Origin of the sequence: Mycolicibacterium llatzerense (genome assembly GCF_025331195.1) — a bacterium.
Lineage (GTDB): Bacteria > Actinomycetota > Actinomycetes > Mycobacteriales > Mycobacteriaceae > Mycobacterium > Mycobacterium llatzerense.
In genome coordinates this window covers 1,472,365-1,486,161 of the sequence record NZ_LXOV01000001.1, presented here as the reverse complement: position 1 = coordinate 1,486,161, position 13,797 = coordinate 1,472,365, and the positions used below count along the sequence as shown (strand labels likewise).

Below are 13,797 nucleotides of genomic sequence, written 5' to 3'. Positions count from 1 at the left end.
ATCGAAGTCATCGAGGCGGTATCCAGACGAGTTGAAGGCGCGGGCGGTGCAGATGGTGGTCGATCTGCGCAGCGACACGACCTCGGAGTGGGAAGCGATGGGCAGGGTTGCTGACCTGCTGGGTGTCGGGACTGCCGAGACGGTGCGCAAATGGGTCCGCCAGGCCGAGATCGACGCCGGTGGTCGGGCCGGGCAGACCAGCCAGGAATCCGAGGTGCTGCGCAAGCTGCGCCGGGAGAATGCCGAACTCAAGCGGGCCAACGCGATCTTGAAGGCGGCATCGGTTTTCTTCGCTGCCGAGCTCGACCGGCCCTCTCAGTAGTCGTGGAGTTCATCAGCGCCCACCAGCACCAGCGGGTGGGCGCTGATGGTCTCAAGTGGGGTGTCGAGTCGATGTGCGCCGTGCTCTCGGAGTTCGGCGTCACGATCGCCCCGTCGACGTACTACGCCCACCGCGCCGGCCGTGGCCCCTCGAAGGCCGACTGGGCGGACGCGCAGGTGATTGATGCGGTCCACCGGCTCCGTCAATCCAACCCGCTGTATCGGGTCCTGGGTGCTCGCAAGACATGGATTGTGTTGCGCACCAATGGACTCGATGTCTCGCGGTGCGTGGTGGAGCGGGTGATGCGGGAGATGGGTTGGCGTGGTGCGTGCAAGCGGCGCCGGGTCCGTACTACCGTTGCCGACCCGGCCGCGACACGGGCACCGGACCGGGTGCAGCGGCGGTTTGTCGCCCAGGCGCCCGATCGTTTGTGGGTTGCCGATTTCACGTATTGCCGAACCCGTGCGGGGTGGGCGTACACCGCGTTCGTGATCGATGTCTATGCCCGCAAGATTGTCGGCTGGAAGGTGGCCACCGAGATGACCCAGAAGCTGGTGACCGATGCGATCAACCACGCGGTCGATGCTAGAAAGCGTTCCGGTGCAACAACATTGAACGATCTCATTCACCATAGCGATGCGGGATCTCAATACACTGCGGTGGCCTTCACCGAACGGTTGGCCGCCGAAGGGATTCTCCCGTCAGTCGGATCAGTGGGCGATAGTTTCGACAACGCCCTGGCCGAATCGATCAACAGCAGCTACAAGACCGAGCTCATTGACCACCAACCGCCCTACCCCGGCGCCGCCGAGCTGTCCCTCGCCACCGCCGAATGGGTCGCCTTCTACAACCGCCAGCGGCCCAACGGCTACTGCCAGGACCTCACGCCGGACCGAGCCGAAGCGCTCTATTACCATCGCCAGCGGCACCCTCAGACCGAGGAGGCACTCAGATAAGAGAACCTCCCGACATACCGGGGCGGATCAGTTGCGTTTGATTTCCCGGCTGACCGTCGAGGGCGCCCGGCCCAACCGCGTGGCGATGGAGCGGACCGGTTCCTGCGCGGCCACGCCCAACGCGATCTGTTCGCGCTCAAGGAAACTGAGCCGGCGGTATCGCCGGGGCGCGTCGCGAGCAACGTTCGGTTTCACCCCGCCAGCTTTGACGAACCACCACCACCCCGTCCTGGCAGCCACACCGACCGCTACCGCGGCATCGCCAGCTGACTCACCAGAACGCACACGATCCCAGAACAAACGGACCGTCTCAGACGAATGGACAAACGGCATCGAACAACTCCCCAAGTGGGAGCTGTTGCACTAGAACCTTGAATCCACCGCGAAAAGTTGTGTCGCAACTGGCCACTCGGCGTTTGAGGCGGGTTACTTCCAACGCCACCAATGGGTATCCGCCTCACCGGGCTTGTCGACCGACTTGAGGTGGAATGCCGTCGGCGTCACCGACACAGGTTGCAGCACCCATTCCGACGGCGGCTGAATGGGTTTGTCCGGCTGGCCCGCCACGAAGCCCAGTGTCCATCGCATCCGCAGCACGCACGGGCCGTTGGGCCCGAGCGGCTGGTAACTCCAGGATCCCCGATTACCCACAGCCCGCTCCTGGACGAGGGCCGAGCCGTCCATCCCGAAGTAGATCAGTCCACTGCTGCCCGTCATCCACTTGCCGGCGAACTGCTCCACCGTCACGGCCGCGTGCGTGCAGGCCGGACTGACATCGAGGTGCGGCACCGGTTGCACGAATTCCGCGGTGACCGGAGTTCCCTCGATGGTCCCGATCCCGCAGCCGGCGAGGCTGACTACAGCTGCCGCCACGCACATCACTGCAACGCCCCCGCGCTTATTCACACCAACCACGCTAGGGCAAGGCCGCATAATCACGCCGAGAAGGACCAAATGGTCGTTCGCACAGGGGCGGCACGACCATTTGGTCCTCCTCGACGAAGCCAGAGCTACGCGACGCTGACGGCCTCCGCGTGCCGGACGGCCGGGACCGTGGCAAGCGGGGTGCGGATGTAGCGCATCCACGTCAGGGTCAGCGCCGCGACGTAGAAGGTGACGAAGATCCAGAACGCGGCGGTGGCCGAGCCACTGGACAGGTAGGACTGCCGCAGTGCCAGGTTGATGCCCACTCCCCCGAGCGCGCCGATGGCGCCCGCGAAACCGATGAGGGCGCCCGACATACCGCGGGACCAGTTCTGGCGGTCGGTCTCGCTGCCCACCAGCGAGCGGCTACGGGCCTCGAAGATCGACGGGATCATCTTGTACACGGAGCCGTTGCCGACGCCCGACAGCACGAACAGCGCGACGAAGCCGACGATGAAGCACGTCAGCGTGGCCGCGTCGACAGCGCCGCCGGTGCGGTCATGGTAGGTCGACGCCGAAATCAGCAGTGCACCAAAGAGAATCATGCCGGTGAAGGCCGCCATGGTGACCCGGGCACCGCCGATACGATCGGCGAGTTTGCCGCCGTAGACCCGCGCGATCGAGCCGAGAAGTGGTCCCACGAAGGCGATCTGGGCCGCATGCAATGCCGCTTGCGCCGCACTCTGACCACCGGCGACGAAGTTGATCTGCAGGATCTGGCTGAAGGCAAACGAGAAGCCGATGAAGGATCCGAAGGTGCCGATGTACAGGAACGCGACGGCCCAGGTGTCTGCCACGGTGAGAATGGAACGCATTGCGGAGGCATCGATTCGGTGCTGCGCGAGGTTGTTCATGAACAACGCAGCACCGACCGCCGCGACGGCCAGCAGCACCAGGTAGATCGCGCACACCCAGTAGGGCGCGCGGTTACCGGCGACGGCGATCACCAGCAGGCCCACGACCTGGATGGCCGGCACACCGAGATTGCCTCCGCCGGCGTTGATTCCGAGCGCCCAGCCCTTGAGTCGCTGCGGGTAGAACGCATTGATGTTGGTCATCGACGACGCGAAGTTGCCGCCACCGAGGCCGGCGAGGGCCGCGCACAACAGGTATGGCCACAACGGCAGTCCGGGGTGCGCCAGCAGCCACATGCTGCCCAGCGTCGGAATCAGGAGTACGAGCGCGGAGAAGACGGTCCAGTTGCGGCCGCCGAAGGTCGCGGTCGCCATCGTGTACGGGATACGCAGGCAACCGCCGACGAGCGTCGCGGTGGCCGCCAGCAGGAACTTGTCACCGGCCGTGAAGCCGTACACCGACTGCGGCATGAACAACACCATGACCGACCACATGGTCCAGATCGACAGGCCGATATGCTCTGCGATCACCGACCACAGCAGGTTCCGCCGTGCGACGTTCTTGTTGCCGGCTTCCCAGGCAACGATGTCTTCCGGATCCCAGTCGGTGATGGTTCGCGATCGAAACATGCTGCAAATCTAGAAATTACATGTTTCCCACAGGCGCTCGGTGATGTCCCGATCGTGAAGATTCACTCACCTGTCACGCAGCGGGGCTGTGAAGAGATACAGCTCACACCCAGCGGTTACGGGGTGGCGGCGCCTGCGGCGTCACCCAGGCCTTCGCGTACCGACTGTTGCTGCCGCGCTGCGGATCCCGGCTCCGGTACACCACATACGGCCGCACCAAGTAGCCGATCGGGGCGCTGAACATGTGCACCAGCCGCGTGTAGGGCCAGATGGCGAAGAGCGTCAGGACGATGATGACGTGCACCTGGAAGGACAATGGCGCCGTCGCCATCAGTTCGGGCGTCGGGTGCGGCGTGAAAAGGCTACGCAGCCAAGGGGACACCGTCTCCCGGTAGTTGTAGGCCGACACCACGTTGCCCAGGGTGTTGACCATGCCGGTCACCAGGGCGCCGACCAGTAGCAGATACATGAGCTTGTCACTGACCGTGGTGGCACCACGCACCGCGGGCACCGTGACCCGGCGGTACAGCAGGATGGCGGCCCCCGCGATCACCGCGAACCCCGCCGGGGCGCCCATGCCGATCGCCATCAGGTGGTAGGTGTGTTCGGAAATCCCGATCGCCGAGGTCCACGACTCCGGAATCAGCAGGCCGACAACGTGTCCGCCCAGCACACCGAGGATCCCGAAGTGGAACAGCGGGCTGCCCAGCCGAAGCAACCGGCTTTCGTAGATCTGCGACGACCTTGTGGTCCAACCGAATTGGTCGGTCCGGTACCGCCAGATGTGGCCCAGCACGAACGACGTGAAGGCGATGTACGGCAGCGTCATCCACAAGAGGTTCGTCATCGTCGGCCTCCGGTCATGGCCGGATCCATCATCATCGGATCCATGCCGAACGGGTCCAGGCCGACGTCTTCGTCGGGCGGGCCGTCGGCGGCGAGTTCGGTGATCCGCCGGCGGTCGGCGGTGTTGATCGGCGGCAAGGTCGCGAGAACCGCGGCCAGCAACCCGGAATACGGAGAATTGCTCTCCTGCAGGGAAAGTCGTAGCAGCTCGAGCACCGGTACGTGCTCGGCCAGCAGTCGCTCACCACGCGCCTGGTCGACGGTGGCGGCGAATTCGAGCACCAGCGGAAGGTAGTCGGGCAGCTCTTCGTCGCCGATGGTGATGTCCGCCTGCCGGTAGGCGTGCTTGAATCGCAGCAACGCCATCCCCCGCTTCCGGGTGTCACCGTAGGCGTAGTACGTCAGGTGCAGGCTGGCCCGCCGGCGCATATCGAACGTCTCGACGTACCGGCAGGCGCGTTCGGTTGCATCGGTCTCGCAGAAGTACCGGAGGAAGTCGGTCACCTGCGTGCGGATCGGCTCGGGCAAGGTCTCTGCTGCCACCGCCAATTCGTCGGTGAGCGCGCAGGTTTGAGTGGTCGGGTAGTCGAGCAACAGCGCCGTCACGCGCCACACCAGGCGCTGCTGGTGGTCGGAGAGGTCGGGACCGGTCGCCGTCCGGCGCCCGATGGACAGGAGCTTCATCGGGTCGGCACCAGCCCGTCGGGGCTGCGGCCGTCCCAGTTCAGCAGGTTGACCCGCTTCGGATCATCCTTGGGCACAGCGCTGTTGGTGTCGACCAGGTGGAACTTGTCGGCCATCGTGTCGAAGGCCGTCATACCCGGACCACCGTCACCGTCGAGGCTGCAGCCGGTCGCGATCGCGTCCAGCCGGTGCGCGTCGGAGCCCGCACCGCTCGGAATGACGTACCGGTCTTGGTATTTGGCGATGGCCAGCAGTCGGTACATCGACTCGATCTCCTCGCCGGTGAGGCGCACCGACTCGGGGATGGTCTCGTCGAACTCCTCGCCGAGGTTGGCCGACCGCATGTAGGCGCGCATCGCCGCCAACCGCTGCAGCGACGCCCGGACCGGCCCGACCTCGCCCGCGGTGAACAGCTCGGCCAGGTACTCGATGGGGATGCGCAGGGTGTCGATGGCACCGAACAGGTTGTTCTTGTTCTCGCCGTCGTGGCCGGTCTCCTTGAGGATGTCGACCACCGGAGACAGTGGCGGGACGTACCAGACCATCGGCATGGTGCGGTACTCCGGGTGCAGCGGCAGCGCTACCTGGTAGTCGACGATCAGCTTGTAGACCGGCGAATTCTGCGCGGCCTCAATCCATTCCGGCGAGATGCCGGCGCGCTCGGCCTCGGCGATCACCCGCGGGTCATGCGGGTTGAGGAACACGCCGAGCTGCGACGGGTACAGGTCCTGGTCGTTGGTGACCGATGCTGCTTCCAGCACCTTGTCGGCGTCGTAGAGCATGACGCCGATGTACCGCAGCCGGCCCACGCAGGTCTCGGAACACACGGTGGGGATGCCCACCTCGACACGGGGATAGCAGAAGGTGCACTTCTCGGCCTTGCCGGTCTTGTGATTGAAGTAGATCTTCTTGTAGGGGCACCCGGTGACGCACTGCCGCCAGCCGCGGCACTTGTCCTGATCGACCAGCACGATGCCGTCCTCGGCGCGCTTGTAGATGGCGCCGGACGGGCATGCGGCGGCACACGCCGGGTTCAGACAGTGCTCGCAAATCCGTGGCAGGTAGAACATGAAGGTCTGCTCGAATTCGAGCTTGACCTTCTGGCTGACCTCTTCGACCTTGGCCAGCAACGGATCCCGGCCTACCTGCTCGGGGCCGCCACCGAGGTCGTCGTCCCAGTTCGCGCCCCAGGTGACCTTGGTGTCCTCCCCGGTGATCAGCGACTTCGGCCGCGCCACGGGCGTGGTGTCCATCAACGGGGACGACAGCAGGTTCTCGTAGTCGTAGGTCCACGGGTCGTAGTAGTCGCTGACCGTGGGCAGGTCCGGGTTGGCGAAGATGTTCAGCAGCCGCTTGAACCGGGAACCCGACTTCAGCGTGAGCTTGCCGCGCTTGTTGAGCGTCCAGCCACCCTTCCAGCGTTCCTGGTCCTGGTACTGACGTGGATAGCCCTGTCCGGGACGGGTTTCCACGTTGTTGAACCAGACGTACTCGACACCGCTGCGGTTGGTCCATGCCTGCTTGCAGGTGACACTGCAGGTGTGGCAGCCGATGCACTTGTCGAGGTTCATCACCATCGCAAGTTGTGCCATGACTCTCATGTCAGTACTCCACTTCTTGCGAACGGCGACGGATCGTCGTCACCTCGTCGCGCTGATTTCCCGTGGGGCCGTGGTAGTTCAGCGCAAAGGACTGCTGGGCATAGCCGCCGATCAAGTGAGTGGGCTTGATCATGATGCGGGTCAGAGCGTTGTGGATACCGCCGCGCTTGCCGGTCTTCTCGGTACGCGGCACGTCGACCGCCTTGTCCTGGGCGTGGTACATGAAGACCAGCCCCTCGGGCATCCGGTGGCTGACGATCGCGCGGGCATTCACCACACCGTTGCGGTTGGTGCACTCGATCCAGTCGTTGTCCTTGACCCCGATCTTGGCGGCGTCGACATCCGACATCCAGATCGCCTGCCCACCACGGGAAAGCGTGAGCATGTACAGGTTGTCCTGGTACGCCGAGTGGATCGACCACTTCGAGTGCGGGGTCAGGTAGCGGACCGTGATGGAACGACTGGTCGCGTCACCGGTTGTAGCACCTACGACGGGCTCGTCGAACAGTGCCGTCATATCCAGCGGCGGACGGAACGTCGGCAGCTGCTCGCCCATCTCGTCCATCCAGTCGTGGTCGAGATAGAAGTGCTGGCGTCCGGTGAGGGTGTGCCACGGCTTGAGCCGTTCGGTGTTGATCGTGAACGGCGAGTACCGGCGGCCGCCGGTCTCCGACCCCGACCACTCTGGCGAGGTGTTGACCGGCATGGGCCGGGACTGCGTATCCGCGAAGGTGATTCGCTTTCCTTCGTTCTCCGCTGCCAGGTCGACGAGTTCGGTTCCGGTGCGGCGCTGCAGGGCTTCGAAGCCCTCCACCGCCAGGCGTCCGTTGGTCGTACCCGACAGCGCCAGGATGGCTTCGGCCGCATGGGTGTCCTTGGCCAGCGACGGCCGGCCCGCGGCCACGCCACGGGCCGGCACGCCGTTCATGCCGCGCAGGTACTCGACCTCCTCGTCGGGATGAGTGGTGACGCCCTTGACCGTCAGGCCGAGGGTTTCCACCAGCGGGCCGAGTGCGGCCATCTTGTCGGCCAGTGCCGGGTAGTCACGTTCGACTGTCACCAGGCGCGGCATGGTCTTGCCCGGAATCGGCTCGCATTCACCGGCTTTCCAGTCCAGCACCTTTCCGCCGGGCTGGGCGGTGGCATCGGAGCTGTCGTGCTGCAGCGGCATCGCGACGATGTCTTTGCGCTTGCCGAGGTGCTTCTCGGCGAGCCAGGAGAAGCCGCGGGCGATCCGGTGGAAGGCGTCGAAGTCGGTCTTGGTCTCCCACGGCGGCGAGATCGCCGGGGAGAACGCGTGCACGAACGGGTGCATGTCGGTGCTCGAGAGGTCGTGCTTCTCGTACCACGTCGCGGCCGGCAGCACGATGTCCGAGTACAGCGTCGTGCTGGTGTTGCGGAAGTCCAAGGACAGCAATAGATCCAGCTTGCCCGCTGGGGCCTCGTCGCGCCAGCGCACCTCCTGAGGGTGCACCCCATCCTCGTCGCTCGCCGCGACGTTGTTGTCGGCACCCAGCAGGTGCTTGAGGAAGTACTCGTTGCCCTTTGCCGACGAGCCCAGCAGATTGGACCGCCACACCGTCAGGCAACGCGGGAAGTTCTCCGGGGCGTCGGGGTCCTCGCAGGCGAATTGCAGATGCCCGGACTTCAGGCCGTCCAAGACATGCTGCGCCGCGTCCTTGCCGAGCCGGTCGGCCTCGTCGGCCAGATCCAGCGGATTGCGGTTGAACGTCGGGTAACTCGGCATCCAACCCAGTCGGCTGGCGAGAGCGATGTTGTCGGCCGCGGTCCGGCGCGCCAGCGTTCCGGTGGCGAGCGGTGACGTCATTGGCTCGGTGGTGAATCGGTCGTAGCGCCACTGGTCGGTGGCCAGGTACCAGAACACGGTGCCCTGCATCTGGCGCGGCGAGCGCTGCCAGTCGAGCCCGAATGCCAATGTGCCCCAGCCTGTTACCGGCCGGCACTTCTCCTGGCCGACGTAGTGGGCCCAGCCGCCACCGTTGACGCCCTGGCAGCCGGTCAGAATCACCAGGGACAGGAACGTCCGGTAGATCTGGTCGGAGTGGAACCAGTGGTTGGTGCCGGCACCCATCAGGATCATCGAGCGCCCCTTGGAACGCTCTGCGTTGTCGGCGAATTCGCGGGCGATGCGCTCCGCTGCCTGCGCCGGCACGCCGGTGATGGCCTCCTGCCACGCCGGCGTGTACGGCTCGGTGGCGTCGTCATAGCCGGTGGGCCAGGTGCCCGGCAGGCCGTCACGGGCCACGCCGTACTGCGCCAGCATCAGGTCGAAGACCGTGGTGACACGATGTCCCGCAACGATTCTGGTCGGCACACCGCGCTCCAGGACACCGGGTTGGTCGGTGTCGAATCGCGGTAGTGCAACGGTAGCGGCGTCGTTGGCGCCACCGTGCAGTGTGAGGAGGGGGTCCACCCCCTGCAGGTCCAGGTTCCATTTGCCTTCACCGGAGGCGGTGAAGCGATGGCCCAGGGACCCATTGGGCACCACCGGGGTGCCGTCGGCGTCGAGCAGGACCGGCTTGGATACCGCGGCTTCGGTGTCCGCGTACTCGCCACCGAGATCCGCTGCGGTGAGGAACTTTCCGGGTACCAACCGGCCGTCGCGCTCGGTCAGCGAAACCAGGAACGGCAGGTCGGTGTACTTCTTCACGTAGTCGGTGAAGTACGGGGTGTTCTTCTCCAGGAAGAACTCCTTGAGGATGACGTGACCCATCGACATGGCCAGTGCGGCGTCCGTGCCCGGGTTGGCCGGCAGCCATTCGTCGGCGAACTTGGTGTTGTCCGCGTAATCCGGCGACACCACAACGACTTTCTGGCCGCGGTACCGCGCCTCGGTCATGTAGTGGGCGTCGGGCGTGCGCGTCACCGGGACGTTGGAACCCCACATGATGAGGTAGCCGGCGTCGAACCAGTCGGCGGATTCGGGTACGTCGGTCTGGTCACCGAAGACCTGGGGTGATGCCACCGGCAGGTCGGCGTACCAGTCGTAGAACGAGAGCATCGAGCCACCCATGAGCGAAATGAACCGTGCTCCAACGGCATGGCTCACCATCGACATGGCGGGAATCGGCGAGAAGCCGGCGACGCGGTCCGGGCCGTAGGTCTTGACGGTGTAGACGTGCGCTGCCGCGGCGATCTCGGCGGCCTCCCACCATTCGGCGCGCACGAAACCACCGCGACCGCGGGCAGACTTGTAGGCCTTGGCCTTCACGGGATCCTCGACGACGTCCGCCCACGCCAGCACCGGGTCCTGCAGCCGCTCCTTGGCTTCGCGGTAGTAGTCGAGCAACAGGCCGCGGACGTACGGATACCGCACGCGCGCAGGCGAATACGTGTACCAGGAGAACGACGCACCGCGGGGACAACCGCGCGGCTCGTATTCGGGCTTGTCGGCGCCGATCGACGGATAGTCGGTTTGTTGCGACTCCCAGGTGATCACGCCGTCCTTGACGTAGATCTTCCACGAGCACGAGCCCGTGCAGTTGACGCCGTGGGTGGAGCGCACCACCTTGTCGTGCGCCCAACGGTCGCGATAGAAATCGTCCGCTGACCGCCCGCCGACCTTGTGAATGGAGCGTTGGTCACCGGAGATTTCCCCGCGGTGAAAGTACTTGGACAATCGCAGCAGCGCGTCGCCGGCCATCGCCGGAGGCGATGATTTGGCGGTGGCTTGACTTCCAGCCGACTCGGCCACAAAGCCCTCCTTTCGAGCCGTTGGAACATGAGGCTAGGACCGGTCAGACGGCTGTCAAAAGAACGCACGAGCCCTGTTCAGGACCTGTGCGACCGCGTTAACAGGGCCGTCATGCGGCGAAATATTCGGCATCTCGACATCGCGGGTTCTACCTGCGGCGATCCGTTGATCAGGGCAAACGCCGGGCGGCGGAATGCGTCGCCCGTCACATTGCCGAGGCCGTGCGACCCGGATTTCTTATCAGCGCGGTAACAATGCCCGTCGGGTCCGGGGCACTGTGGCGAAGGCTCCCATTCGGCAGATCCCACAAGGTCCAGCGGGTCCCCGCCTCGGCATAATCGAGGCCATGAGCAACAACCGGCGGCCATCCTGGTACGACGACGAGGTGCAGGCGGTCTCCGACCTGGCCCGCGACTTCTTCGAACGGGAGGTCGTCGCCCACGCCGACCGCTGGGACACCGACCGCCGCGTCGACCGCGACGTCTGGCGCACCGCGGGACAGCTCGGCCTCCTGTTGTGCTCGGTCCCCGAACAATACGGCGGCGGGGGCGGCAACTTCGCCCACGACCTCGCGGTGTTCGAAGCCCAGGGCCGCTCCGGTGACTTCGCGCTCGGCATCTCGGTGCACAGCGGCATCGTCGCGCACTACATCCTCGAATACGGCAACGAGGAACAGAAGCAAACCTGGTTGCCCGGCATGGCCACCGGCGACATTCTCGGCGCCATCGGCATGACCGAGCCCGGCGCCGGGTCCGATCTCAAGGCCATCGCGACCACCGCGCTGCGCGACGGCGACCACTACGTCGTCAACGGATCCAAGACCTTCATCACCAACGGCTCGTCCGCCGACATGATCGTCCTCGCGGTCAAGACCGACCCCAAAGCCGGCGCCAAAGGCGTGTCCCTGCTCATCGTCGACCTGCGCGACAGCCCCGGCTTCACCGTCGGCCGTGTCCTGGACAAGGTCGGCCAGCACGGGGCCGACACCTCCGAACTGTCCTTCACCGACGTGCGGGTCCCCGTCACCAACCTGCTGGGCAGCACCGAGGGCCAAGGGTTCGCGCAGCTGATGACCCAACTCGCCCAGGAGCGCCTCATCATCGGCGCGCAGGCCAGTGGCGCGATGGAACGCGCGGTCGAAGAGACGGTCGCGTACACCAAGGCCCGACAAGCCTTCGGCCACAGCCTTTTCGAGTTCCAGAACACCGCCTTCGAACTCGCCGAATGCCAGACCATCTCGCGGACCTGCCAGGTTTTCCTGGACCGTTGCGTCGAGGACCATCTACGCGGTGAGCTCGACCCCGTCGACGCCGCGATGATCAAGTACTGGCTGACCGACAAGCAGTGCGAGGTCATCGATCGTTGCGTGCAGCTGCATGGCGGTTACGGCTACATGCGCGAATACCTGATCGCCCGCATGTACGAGGATGCCCGCGTGCAGCGCATCTACGCCGGCGCCAACGAGGTCATGAAGTCGATCATCGCGCGTTCGCTGTAACCGCTACGGCGCTCCGATGAAGTCGACGCCGGAGACGATCGCCGGGCGGTGCCGCAGAATCCGGTAGTGCGCCAGCCGGCCCAGACCCTTCGTGGTCTCCAGCCGCGCGTCGGGCCAGACCTGCGCGATGTCCGTGCTGGAGGAGTAGGGGCTGTCCGGATCGTCGGGGTCGTGGATGAGCAGCAGCGGCCGGTCCCCTGCGTGCTCCGCCGACGCGATGATGTCGGTGTCCAGCAATGGCATTCCGATCCTGCGGTCCAGCCGCCGGTGCAGGCGGTCCCGGATCCGCCGACCGAAGTTGTGCCGTTCGGCGAAAACATCCAGATACCAAGTGAAATCGCCCATCGGCGCCAGGAATACCAACCGATCGGCCGCGGCGCCCCGCGCGGCTGCCAACGCCGCCGCCTTCGCCCCCAGCGAATGACCGATGACGGCGTGCGCCGGACCGTGCTTCGCGATGACGGCCCGCACCGCTTCCGCACACTCGACGATGGTGGTACGCCCCGGCGCCAGCGCCCCCGGCTCCGACTCGTGGTGGCTGGGGAGGTCGAATGCGATGACCCGATAACCCGCCGCGACAAGGGGTTTGACGAACACCGCCATGTGCGCACGGCACCCGCCCCATCCGTGCACCAGGTAAACCAGCGGACCCGAGCCCCACGATTGTCCGGCGATGCGGTGCCCATCCCACGACGCTTCCAGCGGCGTGCTGTCCGGCAGACCGGGCGGCATCTTGGTGCTCAGGTCGACATCCGGCACCGTGCACCACAATTCGGTTGCCCAGCGCGCACCGATCGCCGGTGCGAAGCGCTCCAGCCACCAGAAGGCCCGGCGCACCCGCGGCGAAACCGGCGGCAGCACACTGTCGTCGGGACTCGATTCCGTCACTGCCATGCGTAAACCACCTTGGTACGAAAAATTATGTCCTGCAACGACCTTCGGCGCCGGTCCACCACCACCCACAGCAATCCCACCGGGAACAGCACACAGGCCACGGCGCGTAGCAGAGCCCGAAGCGGAGCCAGCCGTTCCCGGCGCAGACCGGTGACCCGCAGACCCATCACCACCGCGCCCACCGTACTACCCGACACCACCCAGCACCCGGTGAGATACAGCACCGAGACGACGCACGTCGCCGCTGTCGAATAGACGAAGGACAACGTCGGAACGTGGAACATGACGGGGCGAAACATGAACTCGCACAGGCGTAGTCCGCCGTAGATCAGGCCGAGCAACGCGCCGACCACCATCAGGTCGATGACGGCAGCCACACCTCGGCTGACGATCCCGGCGGGCCGGTCACTCATGGGCGGTCCCGGCCCAGCAACCGGTCGACGAATCCGGAGATCGCGTCGTCCGCCCGCTCCCCCTGAGTACGGACGTCCGACATGACTTCGTTGGTCATCGTGTCGGTGGACTCCCGGATGACGGACTGCAGATCGATGCCGTCGATCACTTCGTTTGCCAGCCCGACCAGATCGACACGCTGACGCACCAATTCGTTGAGGTCAAGCTCATCGAGGACGAGCTCGACGACCTGGGCGGCGACGTCGGCGATCAGCGCCTTGATGGGCCCCAAGGACCGCTCACCGCGCGCCACCAGGTCGGATTGCGTGCGCCGCAACAGATCTCCGACGACCGGCAGCCGCTCCGCGCCGCGGTAGACCGCGACCGCGCCACCGGCCACCGTCGCCGCCACCCCGGCGACGAGCAGCACCGCAGAATTCTGGGGGCTGCCCGCCGGCTCGGTCACAGGGTGTCCGACGA

12 protein-coding genes are annotated in these 13,797 nt (G+C 65.6%); 2 read left to right on the top strand and 10 right to left on the bottom strand.

Going from position 1 to position 13,797, the window contains the following annotated elements; genetic code table 11:
• The first annotated feature begins 52 nt into the window (after positions 1-52).
• Positions 53-1,278 (top strand): IS3 family transposase gene (locus A7G45_RS07445; protein ID WP_260938045.1). Its coding sequence is split into 2 segments (ribosomal slippage): positions 53-284 and positions 284-1,278, totalling 1,227 coding nucleotides; the frame shifts between segments, so codons are not numbered across the junction.
• A 27-nt stretch (positions 1,279-1,305) separates the two neighbouring features.
• On the opposite strand, the gene A7G45_RS32485 is transcribed toward A7G45_RS07445, so the two are convergent.
• The 7 genes from A7G45_RS32485 to A7G45_RS07410 form a co-directional block, all read right to left on the bottom strand.
• A complete protein-coding gene (locus tag A7G45_RS32485) occupies positions 1,306-1,473 on the bottom strand; it encodes a helix-turn-helix domain-containing protein (protein WP_260935369.1) in 168 nt (55 codons plus the stop codon).
• A gap of 231 nt (positions 1,474-1,704) precedes the next feature.
• Entirely contained in the window at positions 1,705-2,184 is a 480-nt protein-coding gene (locus tag A7G45_RS07435; protein WP_260935367.1) for a hypothetical protein, read from the bottom strand.
• Positions 2,185-2,288: 104 nt separating this feature from the next.
• On the bottom strand, positions 2,289-3,686 hold the full coding sequence (locus A7G45_RS07430; RefSeq protein WP_260935366.1) for a nitrate/nitrite transporter: 1,398 nt from the start codon (positions 3,684-3,686) through the stop codon (positions 2,289-2,291).
• A gap of 103 nt (positions 3,687-3,789) precedes the next feature.
• A complete protein-coding gene (narI, locus tag A7G45_RS07425) occupies positions 3,790-4,533 on the bottom strand; it encodes a respiratory nitrate reductase subunit gamma (protein WP_260935364.1) in 744 nt (247 codons plus the stop codon).
• Entirely contained in the window at positions 4,530-5,216 is a 687-nt protein-coding gene (narJ, locus tag A7G45_RS07420; RefSeq protein ID WP_260935362.1) for a nitrate reductase molybdenum cofactor assembly chaperone, read from the bottom strand. The genes narI and narJ overlap by 4 nt, the downstream gene beginning before the upstream one ends.
• The gene (narH, locus tag A7G45_RS07415; RefSeq protein WP_260935360.1) at positions 5,213-6,808 is read right to left on the bottom strand and encodes a nitrate reductase subunit beta; all 1,596 of its coding nucleotides are present in this window, start codon (positions 6,806-6,808) and stop codon (positions 5,213-5,215) included. The genes narJ and narH overlap by 4 nt, the downstream gene beginning before the upstream one ends.
• Positions 6,809-6,818: 10 nt before the next feature.
• The gene (locus A7G45_RS07410) at positions 6,819-10,481 is read right to left on the bottom strand and encodes a nitrate reductase subunit alpha (RefSeq protein ID WP_260938043.1); all 3,663 of its coding nucleotides are present in this window, start codon (positions 10,479-10,481) and stop codon (positions 6,819-6,821) included.
• A gap of 397 nt (positions 10,482-10,878) precedes the next feature.
• Between A7G45_RS07410 and A7G45_RS07405 the strand changes: the two genes are divergently transcribed.
• Positions 10,879-12,030 carry an acyl-CoA dehydrogenase family protein gene (locus A7G45_RS07405; RefSeq protein WP_260935358.1) on the top strand — a complete coding sequence of 384 codons (1,152 nt, stop codon included), beginning with the start codon at positions 10,879-10,881 and terminating at the stop codon, positions 12,028-12,030.
• 3 nt (positions 12,031-12,033) lie between these two features.
• On the opposite strand, the gene A7G45_RS07400 is transcribed toward A7G45_RS07405, so the two are convergent.
• The 3 genes from A7G45_RS07400 to A7G45_RS07390 are packed head-to-tail and all read right to left on the bottom strand — an operon-like array spanning position 12,034 to position 13,783.
• Positions 12,034-12,924 (bottom strand): alpha/beta fold hydrolase, encoded by an 891-nt coding sequence (locus A7G45_RS07400; RefSeq protein ID WP_260935356.1) that lies wholly within the window; start codon positions 12,922-12,924, stop codon positions 12,034-12,036.
• The gene (locus A7G45_RS07395) at positions 12,915-13,337 is read right to left on the bottom strand and encodes an RDD family protein (protein ID WP_043402551.1); all 423 of its coding nucleotides are present in this window, start codon (positions 13,335-13,337) and stop codon (positions 12,915-12,917) included. Before A7G45_RS07395 ends, A7G45_RS07400 begins: the two co-directional genes overlap by 10 nt.
• Positions 13,334-13,783 carry a hypothetical protein gene (locus tag A7G45_RS07390; RefSeq protein WP_260935353.1) on the bottom strand — a complete coding sequence of 150 codons (450 nt, stop codon included), beginning with the start codon at positions 13,781-13,783 and terminating at the stop codon, positions 13,334-13,336. Before A7G45_RS07390 ends, A7G45_RS07395 begins: the two co-directional genes overlap by 4 nt.
• Positions 13,784-13,797: the final 14 nt, after the last annotated feature.